This window comes from Methanobrevibacter sp. (assembly GCF_030539555.1).
In the GTDB taxonomy this organism is placed as follows: Archaea; Methanobacteriota; Methanobacteria; order Methanobacteriales; family Methanobacteriaceae; genus Methanocatella.
Map to the genome: position 1 here is coordinate 101,482 of NZ_JAUNXX010000001.1, position 16,322 is coordinate 117,803.

The window sequence follows — 16,322 nt, forward strand, 5'->3', positions numbered from 1 at the left end:
TAACAACATTATATTCAGTATAATATTTGTATTATAATTATATAAACTTTCCGTAAAATTGATTCAGTTTTTCAGGGAATATAGGCAAATCGGTAGAGCAAACAAAGTTATTACGGCAGATATGAAATAAACAGGAGCATATCCGCTAGCCGAGGATACGAAGCATCCTAAAAGTGCCGGTCCGAAACCCATTGTTGCATCACAAAATATGAAAAATGTTGATACCGCATATGATCTGCGATTTTCGGATGAATTTCTGGTTACAATAGTTGTGCATGCTGAATTCAGCGTTCCAAAACCTAAAGCGGCGCCGATTGCACAAATGAATACTGTTAAATAAGATGGAGCGATTGCTATTAAGAACAATCCTATTGCCTGAGCCACGATGCCTGTAACGCAGATTATTCTATCGCCATAGTTGTCCTGGATTTTACCGGCAATCGGTCTTGATAGAACCAAAACGATTGAATATATTATGAAAAACCACGAAAATACCGTAGTCAGATTAACCTCTACAGCATAAAGCCTGTAAAAAGATAGAATCGAAACATAACCCAGACTTGTCAGTGCAGTGAAAAGAGAAACAGGAATTGCACCAATTTCGAAAACCTTTTCAATTCCAGAATATTCATAATCACTATTTTTAACCAAGTGAGGATTGCATCCCGGATCATGCTCACTTACATCAACAAAATAAATGAAGACCAATGCAAGGGCTGAAAAGATACTTGCAGCTAAAAAACAGCCGTTTGAGCCTACATTATCATATAGAAATCCGCTGATGTAAGGACCAAGACCTACAGCGATTGTGGTTCCCAGCATGAAATAACCGAAAGCCTCTCCAAAGCGTTTTTTTGGAAGCACGTCTGATGCTATTGTAACGATTGCATTGGCTGTTGCCCCAAAACCGATTCCATGGATAAAGCGGACAATTATGAGCAGAACAACATTATCGACCAGAAAATACAATAGGCATGCTAAAAAATGAATGCTCATGAATATCAAGGCTATCCTTTTCCAACCAACATGTTCCAAAGCATTTCCTGAATAAATTCTTGAACAAAGTCCACCAAAAATATATATTCCAGAAACAAGACCTGCAACAGTGGCTGATGAACCCAATGATGTTGCATATTCCGTCACAGTTGACATTAACGCATACATTACCAGAGCTGAAAAGAGCAAAGCTCCGAATACCAAAAAGAAGTCTTTCGTAAAAATCCTTTCATCGTCATAGCGTGCATTCATCATATTCTATTTTATCTTTCAGATATTTTAAAATTATTGTGCAAGAACTCTAAGGATTCTTTAACAAAAACCAAAAAATACATTTTTCATTCTTTTAAAAATGATATTAAACTATTCTACTGTAATAATAGATGAACATACACCACGAGCAAATGAAAAGCAATCCCCAAAAGAAAATATAATAACAATATAGATTTAAAATCAAGATGAACAAAAAAAACAACATTAAAACAAATAAACAGCAAATATAAGATAACCATCTAATTCAATGAAGACAAATACTACAGTCCATTACAAAGAAAGGTTATGTTATTAGGGGAGCTTTTTCCCATTTTTTTCTATTTTCAACAGCTCTATTTTTCTGTCAATTCCGCCGGCATATCCTGTTAATTTTCCATTGGCTCCCAACACCCTATGACACGGAATAATTATGGAAATCGGGTTGTGTCCGACTGCACCGCCTACAGCCTGGGCAGACATTGCAGGAGATATTCTTGAAGCGATTTCACCGTATGTCAATGTTTCACCGTAAGGAATCTCAGACAATATTTTCCATACTTTCTGTCTAAAATCAGATCCATGGGGTTTTAGCATGAAATCGATTTCTGGATTGCGTCCGTTAAAGTAATCGTCAAGCCAGGTTTTTGCCTTTTTAAAAATAGCCAAATCATCATTGCGGACAGTTTCAGATGTGATTGATGATAAGAAATGTTTCTGACCATAGAACCATACGCCGCAAATTGCTTCGCCATCACTTACGATTAGGATTTCTCCAAGAGGTGAAGCGTAATCGGTGGCATAGTAGATTTTTTCACAGGTACTGTTTAAAGAACTCTTCGAACTCTTCATCATCCATAGGCTCCGGAGTTGATACGTTTTCATTATCCATAATACTTGAAGCAAGGCTCATGTATTCATGTGCTTCATCACTTTCAGGGTATTTTTCTACAACGGTTTTTGCATCTAATTCAGCATCCTGAATTAAATTACTTCTATGAATAACTCCAACTATATGAGTTCCTATTCTTTTTGCAAAGTCTTCGACAATTTCCTCTTCCCTCTCGACATTTCGGCAATTGCAAACAATTCCGCTTAAATTTCCCTTAAGTTTTTTAACACCTTTAACAATATTATTTGCAGCATAAAGTGACATGTATTCTCCGGATGTTACAATGACCACTTCATCAGCGTATTTTTCACGAAGAGGTACTGAAAATCCGCCGCATACAACATCCCCCAACACATCATAGACAACGACATCCAGGTCATCATCAAAGATTCCAAGATTTTCAAGGCGTTTCATGGCCACAATGACCCCACGTCCAGCACATCCGACACCAGGTTCCGGACCTCCGCTTTCTACACATAAAATATCTTTATAGCCTTTAAAAACCAGATCATCCCTTCCCGGTTTTCTGTTATTCTTTAGAGTATTGATAACAGTGGGAATTCTTTTTCCGTATAGCGTACGTGTTGTATCTGCCTTTGGGTCGCAACCTATAACCAAACAATTTAAATCTTGACTTGCCCAGACAGCAGACAGATTAGCTACTGTAGTGCTTTTTCCGATTCCTCCTTTTCCATAAATAGCTATTTTCTTAATCATCAGAATTCCTCTCAACTAGTTTATAAACAAAATCATTTTCCCTTACCTTTGTCGGAACGGCTATTGCTACATTACAACCTTTTTCAACCTTGCCGACACTTTCTCCTTCTATTTGCATCGAATCAATCATATGAGTAATGGACCCTGTAGTCCTGCCCTGAATCATTATCCTATCACCTAAAGCCAAATCATCCCATATCCTAATTTCAGCTGCACCAACCCTGCCGTAATAGTTGACAACCTGACCTATGTCTTTTTTAATGAACTTTGACTGGTTATCTTCACTTGTCCTGAAAGGAGTTGAAAAATAAAAATTGGTGTCAAAACCACGATTGAAAACACTTGAAAGCTCATCCATCCATTCATCCCTAACATCATATCCCTCAGGATCAGCCAGATAGTCATCAATAGCCTGTCTATATACTCCAGTCACCATCGCCCCATAATCAGGACTTCTTGCCCTTCCTTCAATCTTAAAAGATGCCACACCGCTTTTCATAAGGTTCGGGATGTATTCTATCATGCACATGTCCTTTGGAGAAAAGAAATTAGTTCTATATGAGCCATCATCGCTTCCAGTGACCATGAATATTTCCTCTTCAACATCAGAGAAGTTGACCACATTGTCATCACCTTCCTCGTAGGTCAAAGTCCAGTTTTTGCGGCAAGGCTGCAAGCAGTCCCCGCAGTTTGCACTTCTGCCATAAAGTCCATAGCTTAAAAAGCATCTGCCGGAAATTGCCATGCAGATTGCACCATGAATGAAAATTTCAGTTTCGATTGGAGACTTTTCGGTGATTTCAGTGATTTCATCCAATGAAAGTTCACGAGAAAGGATAGCTCTTTTGGCACCTAACTTTTTAAGCGTTTTTAAAGTATAAGAATTAGTTACGTTTTCCTGAACGCTGATATGGGCCTCAAGACCATGAGCGACAGTATCTTCAATAAGACCTATGTCGGATAGAATAAGACCGTCGATTTCTGCTGAGGAGATACTTTCCAGATTACTTTCAAGCTCACCGGCCAAGCGTTCATTTAAAATGATATTTGTGCATAAATATGTTTTAGCCCCATATTCTTTAGCGATTCGTGAAACTTCACTTAAATCATCCAAAGAGAAATTTTTAGCATTGGCCCTCATATTGTAGTCATCAAGGCCAAAGTAAACTGCATCAGCACCATTTTCTAAAACTGCACGCAAAGAAATAAAATTTCCTGCGGGAGCCAATAATTCAACCATATAAATCTAAGGTTTATAGTAAGTTTCAGCTTCAAGACCTTCAGGAATTTCTGTAGGATATTCCTCATTAAGACATCCCAAGCACAAATCATTTTCATCCATTCCAATAGCCTTAACCAAAGCCGGAAGGGTGATGTATCCTAAAGAATCTATGTCAAGCTGCTCTTGAATTTCTTCAACAGAGTAATTGGCGGCAATCAATTCTTTTTTAGTTGCCATTGCCACACCATAGTAACATGGCGCAACTACAGGGGGACATCCTACCAAAAAGTGTATTTCAGCAGGTTCTGCTTCCTTTACAAGGTCAAGCAGTTGTTTGGAAGTGGTTCCCCTTACGATACTGTCATCAATTAAGATAATCTTCTTGCCTTTGATGGCCTCTTTAATCGGATTAAGTTTGAGTCTGACTGCAAGTTCCCTCTCTTCCTGAGTCGGCATGATAAATGTTCTTCCAACATACCTATTCTTAATCAGACCCTCACCATATGGAATGCCTGAAGCTCTGGAATATCCAATAGCCGCAGGAATTGATGAATCAGGAACTGGGATAACAACATCAGCATCAATCGGATACAATTCATGCAATTGGCGACCGATATTCATCCTGGTTTCATAAACATTAATGCCGTCGATTGTACTGTCAGGCCTTGCAAAGTATACATATTCAAACATACAGTGTGAAAGCTTGCATTTTCCTGCACTTTCTAACATACGGGAGTTAATTTCATCATCTTTAAAGTAAACAACTTCTCCAGGTACAATATCCCTGATGTATTCTGCATTAATCACATCGAATGCAACGGTTTCTGAAGCCAAAATATATTCATCATCTCTTTTTGCAATGGCAAGAGGCTTAATTCCCATGGGGTCCCTTACGCCATAAAGTTCGCCATCAACAAGAATAGTTAATGCATAAGATCCCACAAGTTTTTTGCATACTGCTTCAATAGCGTCCAGAACATTCTTATCGTTATCGTAATGCTCCTTTTTAAGCAGATAACAGATTACTTCAGAATCGCAATCAGACTTGAAATAGAAACCTTCATCAATAAGTTCATTTCTTAACTCTTCAGAATTAACAATGTCTCCATTGTGGGCCATTGCAATAAATCCATCACCAAAATCAGTTACAAACGGTTGTGAATTTTCCAGTTTTGACTGGCCTGTGGTTGAATATCTCACATGGCCTATTGCCATGTTGCCCTGTAGATTCTGAATATCATAATTTCCAAATACTTCAGTCACTAAACCCATTCCGCAGTAATGATTTAAACCATTGGTTGAGTTAAAAGTAGCTATTCCTGCTGATTCCTGACCCCTGTGCTGTAAAGCATACAAACAATAATAAACAAAAGATGTGACATTTTTAGATTCATCACTGCAATGAATTCCGACAATACCACACTTATCTTCCATCTCGCCTTGCATTTATAAACTCCCTATAAAATAGTATAATAATAATTTTGACTAATCTAGTATAAAATAATAATGTTTCAGATATCATTATCAGAAAATTTTCAAAAATGTTGAAATAATTTTTAACTCCCATCCAATATGCGAAAAAAAGAAATTTTTAAATCATTATTAAACATATTAGATAATGTGATAATATGATGTTGCATCCCAAAGATTACAGAAAGGAATTCGAAAGCGCCAATTTGAAAAAGATTTTGCAGGAAAGGGATAGGATCATTGAGTTCATGCATGACTTTGAAAATGACAACATACCTGAAAAGTATTATGAACGTGACCCAAGTCCTGAACTAATCTATTTTAGACATATAGAATACTTAAAGGAAATCTGCGATTTGATGATATTTAAAATGGATAAAAAGGACGGTAAAATCGTTAGATTAACCCCATTCCTAGCTATTGAAGAAGTCATATCCAAATTTGATGAGGAAAGACGAAAGCAATTCTTCGCTGACCTTAAAGTTAAGGACGAGGAACTGTACAGCAGCTATATGAAATGGAAAGAACAGCAAGAAAATGACTAATCGAATCTGAACACGACAAAAAAAAGATGAAAGCCAACAATGTATGATTATCCTATCGAATTAGTGTAAAAATCAACAATGATGTTGCAATAATACCTGATCATCAGTCCCAAAAGTTTTCAAAAGTATTGGAAACATCATAATCATCCCTAACTTCAGGGATTTTTTCTTCATTATCCTTGTTTAGTTCTTTTCTTAACTCTTCAGAATTCTCATCTACAAATATCAGGGCAGTTCTAACAATGTTCAGCCATTCGACAGCTTTGAATTTTGATTCTGCGGCAATGTAATTTTGACCTACGATGATGCTTTCAGGACGGAACTTGTCTGTGGCAACCACTATTCTATCTCCGTCAACCAGATCCTGTCTAAAAGTATCCTGCCAAAGCTCTTCAAGATTAAAAATCTCAAGAATATCTTTTGAATAGATGTCCTCATAGCGCAATTTAAATGCATCGAAATCGGATTTGATTTCATCAATATCCTCAATCATCTCCTTGTTCTGTTGGGTTAAGACCTCATTTTCTTTTATCAATTTATTATAGTCATCCAACAGGTTATTATAATTATGAGTTACTTTCATCAGTTTGTTTTCTAAAGTATGGATATTGATCAGGTTTAGAGAATAAGATAAAGTGGACTTGATTATTGAATTCAGGATTTCCTTTTGAGCCAGATTAAAATCAATGGATTCGTCTTCAATAATTATGTTATTGTAATCAAACAAACCAACATTGTTAAAATCAGTTTTCAATTCATTATACAGAAGGTTATATGTTTCATCCATGCCATAGCTGCCGATGAGTATTATATCAGCGCCTTTAGCTACTTTTTTTACAATATTTAACTCTGTTGTAGGAATAATAGATGAAACAACTATATTGTAATCCCTTTCCAGTTGAATATTGCCAACAGCCTTTGAAACCATTTGAGCAACATCCAAGCTTTGAACAATAATACGAACATCAATTTTTGACTCATTAGTTTCATTATCCATGGAAATTACCTAAAATCCATTTATTTTTTCATGCCACTTCCATGCTGAGGATACAATTTCTTCAAGGTCATATTGTGGAGTCCAACCTAATTTTTCATGTATCTTTGAAGAATCAGCAATCAAAATGGCAGGATCGCCTTCACGGCGCTCATCAATCCTGACTTCAAAATCACATTTAGTGACTTTTCTGCACATGTCTATAACTTCACGAACAGAATAGCCTTCACCATTTCCCAAGTTAAAGACATTTGACTCCTTTTCACGGCATAAATATTCATATGCCCTGATATGTGCATCGGCCAAGTCATTGACATGAATATAATCACGGATGCATGTTCCATCAGGAGTATTATAATCATCCCCGAATATGGAAATACTGTCTCTTTTACCAATGGCTGCATCAAGTACCAATGGAATCAGGTGAGTTTCAGGGTCATGCAATTCCCCAATCTCACAATCAAAGTCACAACCCGCCGCATTGAAATATCTTAAAGATACATAATTGAAATCACCTTTTTCAGCTTCCCTTTCCAAAGCCTTTTCGGTGATGAATTTGGAGTGTCCATAAGGATTGATTGGTTTTAAATCAGTATCTTCAGTGATTGGAATCTTTTCAGGGTTCCCATAAACTGCAGCAGTTGATGAAAGAATAAATTTATCAACACCAAATTCCCTCATGATTTTCAAAAGGTTTAATGTGTTTTTATAATTGTTTTTAAAGTATTTCTGAGGAAGTTCAACAGATTCTGCTACTGATGAAAAAGCAGCAAAGTGGATAACTCCATCAATGTCATATTTTTCAAAAACTTCTCTTAAATCAGAACTTCCAAAGTCATAATTTTCAAAGTTTCCCCATTTGACGAAGTTTTCATAACCTTTACAGAGATTATCGACTACAACTGTATCATAACCCGCATTATGAAGTGCCTTGTTAGTATGGGCTCCAATATAACCTGCTCCACCAGTAACTAAAATCATTGAAAACACCTTAAATAAATTTACCTAATTTGAGTAAAGCTTTTGGAGATATTTTTATTAATTTCTGAACAATTTCAGTTGTTGAAATTTTCTCAAAGCTTTCGCCTTGGAATGCATGTCCGATACTGTCCAGTTCCTTATCATCCAATGTAAGTAAGTATTCCTGTACTTTTTTATACCTCTTGATTTCATGATCCAACTCTTCATGAGCCATTTTATCATATTGTTTGAGGAATTTTTTAGAACAGTCCTCTTTAATTGCCAATGCAGCAACCTTACCTGCGCACATTCCACCGGTCATTCCAGAAATGATTCCTCCACCGGTCAATGGGTTTACCTGACCTGCAGCATCTCCGACAACCATAATATTATCATCATAAAGTTTTTTGGTCATTCCTCCAACAGGGTCTCCGCCCACATTCATTTCAACTGCCTGAGCGTTTTTCAAGTAAGGTGAATTAGCAACAAAATCATCCAAGTACTCCTTAGCTGTTTTTTCTGCTTTGTGAGGAAGAATTGCCAAACCTACATTTGCAATGTCGTCACCTTTAGGGAAAATCCATACATATCCACCAGGTGCGCATGAACCCAAATAAAATTCAATTACTGCAGGTTTTTCAAATTCCACGTTACACATTTCATATTGTACACCGGATTCCATTTCTTTTGGCTTTGCAGCAGGCCTTAATCCAGCCCACCTTGCAACGTGACCTTCAGGACCGTCAGCAGCAATCAATATTCTGCATTTGTAATCTATTTTTTCTCCCATGCATTCAGTGTAAACAATATAACCGTCATCAACTTTATCAATGCCTGTCACCAATGTCTTGATTCTGATTTCTGCACCGGCTCTTGCGGCATCCATTGCCATGTGCTTGTCAAACACTTTTCTTTCAAGAATATAACCTGCTTCAGGTAGTTTAACCTGGTCTTCGGTTAACCATACGTCAGTTCCATCAGGTGTTTGGATTCTTACACCTTCAATTTTTTGAGTAATCCAACGAGGGGACGGTTCAATTCCCAACTTTTCCAATCCCTGAATTGAAACACCTTCAGCACATCTTTTAGGTGAACCAATTTCTGATTTCTTATCCATCAAAATAACTTTTGCGCCACCTAATGCAGCATGTTTTGCTGCACTAGAACCTGCAGGTCCAGAACCTACTACAATAACATCAGTTTCAATCATATTATCATTCCTCTTTTTCTAATGCATCAATTGGACATGCTTTAATGCAAGTGTCGCAATCTTTACAGTCATCTTCATCAAATACCAATGAGTATTCTCTTACTTGAATTAAATTTCTTGGACAAACTCCAGCACATTCTCCGCAGAATGAGCACCAATCTTTAACAATCATATATTATCTCCTTAAACTAAACAGTTTATGTTATGAATAGTAAGTTTTTCATATTATTTAAAAGTATAGTAAAAAATAGCCATCAAATTAATTAAAAAAGAAAAAAATAAATATTATTTGACCAACAGCACAGGCACATCGGAATTTCTTAAAAGTCTTTCTGAAACTGAACCAATTTGAGTGTCTGAAACATTGTTTTCATCAAATGATACGAATCTATTGTTGTTGGCTCCATGAGCATGGATAACCACCAAATCAGCACGAGTCTGGTCTGCGATGAATTTCATGTCTCTTAAAGGGTCTGCAGTGAGCAAATGCTCAACGACTTCCACACCAACTTCATTTGCTTTTTTGGTTACTTTTGCTAAAAGTTCATCACCGGAATCCTCTTCTGAATCATAGCTGTTGAATGAAAATTCCTCCAATACATGAACTGCAGCAATTCTGGAAGAAAATTTTTGGGCAATTTCAATAGCCACCTCAGCAGCTTTGAAACTATATTCAGATCCATCAATAGGCACCATTATCACATCAAACATCTAACTGTCCCCTTTCAGGTAATCAGCATGGCAGAAATCTATGAAGTTATCGACGATTTTGTCCATATCTTCACTATCATCGATTATTTTTCCGTCGTCCATGAATATTGCCCTGTTACTCAATTCCTTAATGAAGTCTGTGTTATGGGAAATCATCACTACAGTGATGCCGTATTTTTTAGAAATCTTTTTAAGAGAGTTGGTTACGGTTCTTAATGTAACAGGATCCAGATCACCAAACGGTTCATCCAAAAGCAGGAATTTAGGTCTTGAAACCAGAATCAGTGCAAGCATTACACGTACCTTCTGACCACCTGACAATTCATAAGATTTTCTATGCAGGATATCCAAATCCAAATCAAGACTTTCAAAAATATCAGCCACTGCTTCCTTAGTTGCAGTTTCAGGGAATTTTGGGAATAAATCATTCAAAATTTCAGCATCCAATCCAACTTGTCTTAAACGCTCTTTTGCCTCAATTTCCGGAAGGTCAGTTAGCAGATAAAATGAATCCAAGAGTTCCTCACTAAGGCCTATTTTTTCTGCCCTGGCTTTGGCTTCGTTAATAATGTCCTGATTCTTGTAACCTAAACGAACAGCAAGCTGATTTAATACAGTTGCATAATGGCTTAATGCAAATTCCTGATGCATGAAACCCAATTTGGATCTTATCTTCATACGTCCCATACCTGGAATGTCAATATCATTCCATTCACCATCAACATTGTACAACACTTCTCCCTTGTCAGGATCGTCAAGTCCGCCAAGCATTCTTAAAAGAACTGTCTTTCCGGCTCCGCTCGGACCGATTATGCTTAATATATTTTCCCTTTGTACTTTGAAATTAATATCTTCGATTTGAAGTACTTCTCCGCCTGTAAGTAAATAGAATCTTTTGAAAACATCATTCACTTCAATAACGTCTTCATCGGTTGCAATGTTTTCGATGTCGACTATCGGTTCCATGTCAGCCATGAACTTGTCGCAAATCTCTTCGGGAGAACCTTCATCTACGATTTCACCGTCTTCAAGCAGGATCACTCTGTCGGCCAAGTATTTTTGAACATCAGGCAAATGGGAAACGACAATAACGGTAATATTCAATTCCTCATTGATTTTTTTAACTGCATCCAATATTTCTTGTTTTGTTTTAGGGCATGCCATGGTTGCAGGTTCATCAAGAAGTAAAGCTTTAGGCTGTTTTGCAAGTTGTCTTGCCATGATAAGTCTCTGTTTTTCACCACCACTCAATACTGATGCGTAATGGTCTTTCTTGTGTGTTAAAGAAACAAGTTCCAATATTTCATCGGCCTCCTGACCGAATTCACTTTCAGCAACCTCAAAATTAGTGTCACCTTCATCAAAATAGTTACGTGCATATAATTTTCTCAAAACATTTTCACGCACAGTATCAGGCCATAATCCAAAAGACCTCTGAAGGTGAATTGCAGTCACTTTCTTAAGATTATTATAGTAAAATTGAGATGAGTCGGCATTGACACTGTCGCTGCCAACAGTGATGCTTCCGGCATCAATATGTTCAACACCTCTTAAGGCTCTTAAAAGAGTAGTTTTACCGGAACCACTTTTACCCATAATTCCAACTATTTCTCCCTCTTTAACTTCAAAGCTAACATCTTTCAATGCCTTAACTTTTGTACCATCATCAAGTTCATAATCTTTACTTACATTTTCAACTTTTATCATTCTTAATGCCCCTTTATAATATACAGATTTATATCAATGAAACTATTTATAGTTTAATCATTATACATTTAAAACAAGTGATCAAAATGGCTAGTGAAAACAAAATTCAAGAATACATGGACAGTTTAGAACAGGAAAAAATAATGATTGAAACTCATTTTGCCAATATTGAAAGAATATTAAAAGACAATCCCAAATTAGACCAGGAAAAAGCATTTGCACTACTGTCTAACTTCAACACATTAAATATTCAATATGACCAGTTATGCAATGATATTATCAAATTCATAAAGATTTTTAAAACTAAAGATGAACAGGAAATCCGTCTTTACAAAACTGATGAACTTGTAGAACTGCTTGAAGAAAAGATAAATGGATTATAATTTTTTAATAATTATAATTTATTTCAATACTTCCGGATGCATTTGTAGTTGAATTACGAGCTACAACATCACCGTTTTTTAACAGTTCGATTGTAAGTTCCCCGTCACCATAATCTTCTTTTTGAGCCATAATTGATACTCTTTCCCAAGGTGCACAATCAAGCAGAAACATTTTTTCACCGCTGCCTGACTGATCTACAAGATAATTAGGGTCACCCATTTTGGAGTACCATGTGCCGTCGTATTTTACAACAGCAGTAAAAGGATAAGAAGATGAATGGTTAACAGTACCATTATCAGTTATAACATTTAAAGAATCTTCAGGAGAAGGTTGGGAGTTATTGTAAATGAATGAAAATAAAAGCAATGCAATAACAATAATACCCAAAACAATAACAATTTTTTTAGCAATGCCTACATTCCAACTGCTTGATCTTTTAGTATTATTGATTCTATTACCCTGTTGGTCAGTTAAAAGATAGGCACAATTATCACAATACTTTGATGAGACTGAATTTTCATAGCCACATCGTGGACATTTTACCATAATTTTAAAACCTTTTTAATTACTATAAAAACATTATTAAAATTCTTATATTTAAAGTTAATGGAAAATTAGTTATTCAATCTAAAAATTGATAAGACCTTAGTGATAATAATTATAGACGTTTTCAGCCGTTTTCTTATTCATGCCCTTGATTTTGGATAAATCTTCGATTGATGCTTTCTTAATATTATCTATTGTTTCAAATTCTTTCAAAAGTGAAATCTTACGTTTTTCACCAATTCCAGGGATATCGTCAAGAGAAGAAGCGGAAATATTCTTGCTTCGCAATTTTCTGTGATAGGTTATTGCAAATCTATGGGATTCGTCACGCACTTGCTGAAGCAAATGCAATGCATTATTATTTTTTGGAATAATGATTGGTCGTTTGGCATTTGGAAGATATATCTCTTCAAATTCCTTTGCAAGACCAATTATAGGAATATGATTTAAGTTGAGTTTATCTAAAACTCCACAGGCCATGCCCAGCTGTCCCTTACCACCATCTATCACTATCAGGTCAGGTTCAGGGTCAGAATCTAGAATTTTTAATCTGCGAGTCAGCAGTTCCTCCATCATGGCAAAATCGTTCGGTCCGGGAGTTTCCATTTTGAAATGTTTATACATTTTTTTGTTGGGTTTTCCATCCTTAAACGACACTTTTGAACCGACTGCAAACTCTCCGGAAATGTTACTGATATCATACCCCTCGATTACATTAGGCAATTTTTCAAGTTTGAGGTATTTTTTAAGTTCTATTAAGGCATTTTCCATCTTTTTCTTTTGAAGTTTGATAATTTCAGCATTCTTGCGAGCCATTTTTACCAGCCGCAATTTGACACCTTTCTGAGGAACTTTAATATGAACCTTATTTCCCCTCAAATCACTTAACCAGTCTTCAAGCAATTCCTTATCATCAATATCTTCATCCAAAAGAATCTGCTTTGGAACATGCCTATTATATCCGTAGTACTGCTGAATAAACGCAAACAAGATTTCTGATGAAGAATCATACTGGGAGCCGCTCATTAGAAAATCGTCACGTCCAACGATTTTTCCGTTTCTAATGGGCATTATGATTACTATGACTTCATTTTTATCAGGGGCAATAGCTATTACATCCTGGTCCAGGTCATCGTCGACCAAATCCACAAACTGTTTTTCCATAATCTCTTCGATTGAGGAAATCTGATCTCTGATAACAGCAGCTTTTTCATATTCCTCATTAGTTGCCGCCTCATTCATTTCCTTTTTAAGGTTTTTTACAATGACTGAATATTTGCCCTGGAAAAACAAATCGATTTTATTGATAATCTCTGAATATTCCTCCTCAGAGATATTTCCATCACATGGAGCATAGCATAAGTCAATTTGAGAATTAAGACATGGCCCATCCATATTTCTACATGTTCTTATTTTAAACAGTGATTTAAGGAATTTAACTGTTTGTTTAACGGACCCGACATCCGTAAACGGACCATAATATATGCCGTCCTTTCTAATGTTTCGCGTAATAAGAAGTCTTGGAAATTTCTCAGAAGTGATTTTAACATAGGGATATCTCTTGTCATCCTTCAGTTGAACATTATATCTCGGGCGATGCTTTTTAATTAAGGTCGCCTCTAAAATCAAAGCTTCCTTTTCAGAATTGGTCACAATATATTCCAGGCTGTCAAAGTGACTCATTAGAATTTGGGTTTTTGGCCTGTCCAGCTTTTCGCGAAAATAAGATTTAACTCTATTTATGAGATTCTTTGCCTTTCCGATATAGATTATGGTGTCATTTTCATCACGCATTATATAGACACCGGGTTTATTTGGCAAATTATCCGGAGATTTGAGTTTTACAGACAATTTTAAACCTCCTTAATTAAGTTCAACAAAGTCATTGTTGATTTTAACTTTATTGTTTGCAATCATTAAATCCAAGACACTGTTTATTCTATCGGAAGTCTTTTTGGAAGTGGATTTGAAACCGAAGTTGCGTGATGCTTCTTTTGCAATCTGTTTTGTGGTTAAATTCTGTTTGTAAAGCAGTACCAGCTCAATATTTTTAGAAATTTCCTCATCTGAAATCAGTTCGATGTTCGGTTTATTCCTTTTTCTGATGACAACATTATTGTTAGTTGCATCATATAAAAAGTCACCTATTCTGATAATATCTCCTGAGTTTTCTGCTTCATCAATAGCTGCATTTACTGCTTTTTTCAAATTAGACCCTGCTCTTTTGATATGGCAGCTATCCTTAACTCTTTTTACTACTTCATTAACATGGATAGGTCCTTCGATATCCACAATATTATTAATTGACTTGGCCACTTCACCAGCAGGTTTTTTGTACAAGTCATCGGATGAGCTTAAACCTATATCATCAGCTTCAACATATTCTATAATGTTGTCTTCAAGCTTACTTTTGCCGGGAAGCTTTTTATCATCAAATGATTTTAAAGTATTGTTATTCTGATATCTTTCTTTTTCGATTTCCCTGTAATCGTCATTGGCAGACTGAATAATATCTTCAAGGGTTTGGTCCTTGATTTCTTCTCTTCTGTGATGCTCATGGGCTGTGACAATGACATTATCATCACTGGCCAATTCTTTTTCAAGAGCTTCCATCATGAGTTCCTTTTCTATTCTTTTTTCTTCCATCTCAGCAAAGGTCATTTCCTCTTCTTTTTCGATTATAAGATGTGAATCATCGTCACTTGGTCTGCTCAGGTAATCTTCAATATTGTAGTCCTCGGTCCTGTCAACTACAGAAACATAATCGACATGAGTCGGATTTTCTATTTCTTTTAGAGATTTGTTGATATATTTCATGTCTTTTTTAATTCCCCTAATGGAATCCCTGACGGACCTAGGTTTTTCATCATCATAATAGAAATTGTTTTTTCTAAGCTTGCTTCTCACATCATTGGAACCTTGATAGTATGTGACTCCATCTCCAGGAGTTTCACTGCTGCTTTCCGGAGTAATTATCACTTCATCAGGTTCATCATCAATTTCCTGTGTGATTGCATCAATGTTTGGCCTTTGAACATCTGCATTGTTCTCTTTAATAATTTCAGTTTCACTGTCATTGTCCAATTCATCGCTATCAAATATGCCATCCATGAACTCTTCCATGGCTTTATCAACAATTCTTGTTGCTTCATCATGGATTTCTTTTCCAAAATCAAGTGATTCATCGTTCAATACATTGAGTTCGTCATTTTCAAATTCACCTTTTGGGGTTGGCCTTTCCAAATCAAATTCCCCGAAGTCATTTTCATCATAAGAGATGTCATTGCTTAAATCTGGCAATTCATCATTGAAAATATTAAGTTCCTCTTCACCTTTAACGATTTCAGCTTCAACAACAAATTCATCCTTAGGCGCCGGTTTGTGCAACGGTTCCTCACCTTCTTCAATGACTTCTCCACGAACTGTTTCAATTTCTTCAGGTTCCAATTGTGAATCGGCATGGATAACATCTGAAATAAATGAGTCAAACTTATCTTTCATTTTTGATTTGCCGGACTTGTGAGGTTTATCTATGCTGTTGTGTGATAATTCACTACCCTCATCTTCATCGCCTGATTCCTTAATTGGCTCATCGTTGCTGTGGTCAACATAAATATAATCATCATCAGAACCCAAATCAACTTTATCATCATATTCCCGATCGGATTCATCTTTAACATCCGATTTTAGCTCATTTTCAAATTCTTCATGAGCAATAC

The 16,322-nt window shown here is 36.2% G+C and carries 16 protein-coding genes; 2 read left to right on the top strand and 14 right to left on the bottom strand.

Annotated elements, in window-relative coordinates; translation table 11 throughout:
- Positions 1–63 precede the first annotated feature (63 nt).
- The 5 genes from Q4Q55_RS00435 to purF form a co-directional block, all read right to left on the bottom strand.
- A complete protein-coding gene (locus tag Q4Q55_RS00435) occupies positions 64–1,248 on the bottom strand; it encodes an MFS transporter (protein WP_303370853.1) in 1,185 nt (394 codons plus the stop codon).
- Positions 1,249–1,560: 312 nt separating this feature from the next.
- Positions 1,561–2,055 carry a methylated-DNA--[protein]-cysteine S-methyltransferase gene (locus Q4Q55_RS00440; protein WP_368660125.1) on the bottom strand — a complete coding sequence of 165 codons (495 nt, stop codon included), beginning with the start codon at positions 2,053–2,055 and terminating at the stop codon, positions 1,561–1,563.
- 4 nt (positions 2,056–2,059) lie between these two features.
- Entirely contained in the window at positions 2,060–2,854 is a 795-nt protein-coding gene (cfbC, locus tag Q4Q55_RS00445; RefSeq protein ID WP_303370855.1) for a Ni-sirohydrochlorin a,c-diamide reductive cyclase ATP-dependent reductase subunit, read from the bottom strand.
- Positions 2,847–4,094, bottom strand: coding sequence for a peptidase U32 family protein (locus tag Q4Q55_RS00450; RefSeq protein WP_303370856.1), 1,248 nt, complete (start codon positions 4,092–4,094; stop codon positions 2,847–2,849). Before Q4Q55_RS00450 ends, cfbC begins: the two co-directional genes overlap by 8 nt.
- 6 nt (positions 4,095–4,100) lie before the next feature.
- On the bottom strand, positions 4,101–5,522 hold the full coding sequence (purF, locus tag Q4Q55_RS00455; protein WP_303370857.1) for an amidophosphoribosyltransferase: 1,422 nt from the start codon (positions 5,520–5,522) through the stop codon (positions 4,101–4,103).
- Positions 5,523–5,707: 185 nt separating this feature from the next.
- Here purF and Q4Q55_RS00460 point away from each other — a divergent pair, with 185 nt between their 5' ends.
- Positions 5,708–6,091, top strand: coding sequence for a hypothetical protein (locus Q4Q55_RS00460; protein WP_303370858.1), 384 nt, complete (start codon positions 5,708–5,710; stop codon positions 6,089–6,091).
- A gap of 103 nt (positions 6,092–6,194) precedes the next feature.
- On the opposite strand, the gene Q4Q55_RS00465 is transcribed toward Q4Q55_RS00460, so the two are convergent.
- The 6 genes from Q4Q55_RS00465 to Q4Q55_RS00490 form a co-directional block, all read right to left on the bottom strand.
- Entirely contained in the window at positions 6,195–7,088 is an 894-nt protein-coding gene (locus Q4Q55_RS00465) for a hypothetical protein (RefSeq protein WP_303370859.1), read from the bottom strand.
- A gap of 9 nt (positions 7,089–7,097) precedes the next feature.
- Positions 7,098–8,066 carry a UDP-glucose 4-epimerase GalE gene (galE, locus tag Q4Q55_RS00470; protein ID WP_303370860.1) on the bottom strand — a complete coding sequence of 323 codons (969 nt, stop codon included), beginning with the start codon at positions 8,064–8,066 and terminating at the stop codon, positions 7,098–7,100.
- Positions 8,067–8,076: 10 nt separating this feature from the next.
- Positions 8,077–9,255 (bottom strand): NAD(P)/FAD-dependent oxidoreductase, encoded by a 1,179-nt coding sequence (locus Q4Q55_RS00475; RefSeq protein ID WP_303370861.1) that lies wholly within the window; start codon positions 9,253–9,255, stop codon positions 8,077–8,079.
- A gap of 4 nt (positions 9,256–9,259) precedes the next feature.
- Positions 9,260–9,427, bottom strand: a complete 168-nt coding sequence (locus tag Q4Q55_RS00480) for a 4Fe-4S binding protein (protein ID WP_303370862.1) — start codon at positions 9,425–9,427, stop codon at positions 9,260–9,262.
- 113 nt (positions 9,428–9,540) lie between these two features.
- Positions 9,541–9,966 (bottom strand): universal stress protein, encoded by a 426-nt coding sequence (locus tag Q4Q55_RS00485; protein WP_303370863.1) that lies wholly within the window; start codon positions 9,964–9,966, stop codon positions 9,541–9,543.
- The gene (locus tag Q4Q55_RS00490) at positions 9,967–11,673 is read right to left on the bottom strand and encodes an ATP-binding cassette domain-containing protein (protein ID WP_303370864.1); all 1,707 of its coding nucleotides are present in this window, start codon (positions 11,671–11,673) and stop codon (positions 9,967–9,969) included.
- Positions 11,674–11,759: 86 nt separating this feature from the next.
- Between Q4Q55_RS00490 and Q4Q55_RS00495 the strand changes: the two genes are divergently transcribed.
- Positions 11,760–12,056 (top strand): hypothetical protein, encoded by a 297-nt coding sequence (locus Q4Q55_RS00495; RefSeq protein WP_303370865.1) that lies wholly within the window; start codon positions 11,760–11,762, stop codon positions 12,054–12,056.
- 4 nt (positions 12,057–12,060) lie between these two features.
- Here Q4Q55_RS00495 and Q4Q55_RS00500 read toward each other — a convergent pair whose 3' ends face one another.
- The 3 genes from Q4Q55_RS00500 to Q4Q55_RS00510 form a co-directional block, all read right to left on the bottom strand.
- Positions 12,061–12,603 (bottom strand): zinc ribbon domain-containing protein, encoded by a 543-nt coding sequence (locus Q4Q55_RS00500; RefSeq protein ID WP_303370866.1) that lies wholly within the window; start codon positions 12,601–12,603, stop codon positions 12,061–12,063.
- 99 nt (positions 12,604–12,702) lie between these two features.
- A complete protein-coding gene (gene uvrC, locus Q4Q55_RS00505; RefSeq protein ID WP_303370867.1) occupies positions 12,703–14,454 on the bottom strand; it encodes an excinuclease ABC subunit UvrC in 1,752 nt (583 codons plus the stop codon).
- 12 nt (positions 14,455–14,466) lie between these two features.
- The coding region (locus tag Q4Q55_RS00510) for a DUF3320 domain-containing protein (protein ID WP_303370868.1) at positions 14,467–16,322 on the bottom strand (1,856 nt) is incomplete at its 5' end.

Coding starts and splice junctions, on each gene's coding strand:
- Q4Q55_RS00435 (WP_303370853.1), bottom strand. CDS start 1,248: ATGAATGCACGCTATGACGATGAAAGGATTTTTACGAAAGACTTCTTT.
- cfbC (WP_303370855.1), bottom strand. CDS start 2,854: ATGATTAAGAAAATAGCTATTTATGGAAAAGGAGGAATCGGAAAAAGC.
- Q4Q55_RS00450 (WP_303370856.1), bottom strand. CDS start 4,094: ATGGTTGAATTATTGGCTCCCGCAGGAAATTTTATTTCTTTGCGTGCA.
- purF (WP_303370857.1), bottom strand. CDS start 5,522: ATGCAAGGCGAGATGGAAGATAAGTGTGGTATTGTCGGAATTCATTGC.
- Q4Q55_RS00460 (WP_303370858.1), top strand. CDS start 5,708: ATGTTGCATCCCAAAGATTACAGAAAGGAATTCGAAAGCGCCAATTTG.
- Q4Q55_RS00465 (WP_303370859.1), bottom strand. CDS start 7,088: ATGGATAATGAAACTAATGAGTCAAAAATTGATGTTCGTATTATTGTT.
- galE (WP_303370860.1), bottom strand. CDS start 8,066: ATGATTTTAGTTACTGGTGGAGCAGGTTATATTGGAGCCCATACTAAC.
- Q4Q55_RS00475 (WP_303370861.1), bottom strand. CDS start 9,255: ATGATTGAAACTGATGTTATTGTAGTAGGTTCTGGACCTGCAGGTTCT.
- Q4Q55_RS00480 (WP_303370862.1), bottom strand. CDS start 9,427: ATGATTGTTAAAGATTGGTGCTCATTCTGCGGAGAATGTGCTGGAGTT.
- Q4Q55_RS00485 (WP_303370863.1), bottom strand. CDS start 9,966: ATGTTTGATGTGATAATGGTGCCTATTGATGGATCTGAATATAGTTTC.
- Q4Q55_RS00490 (WP_303370864.1), bottom strand. CDS start 11,673: ATGATAAAAGTTGAAAATGTAAGTAAAGATTATGAACTTGATGATGGT.
- Q4Q55_RS00495 (WP_303370865.1), top strand. CDS start 11,760: ATGGCTAGTGAAAACAAAATTCAAGAATACATGGACAGTTTAGAACAG.
- Q4Q55_RS00500 (WP_303370866.1), bottom strand. CDS start 12,603: ATGGTAAAATGTCCACGATGTGGCTATGAAAATTCAGTCTCATCAAAG.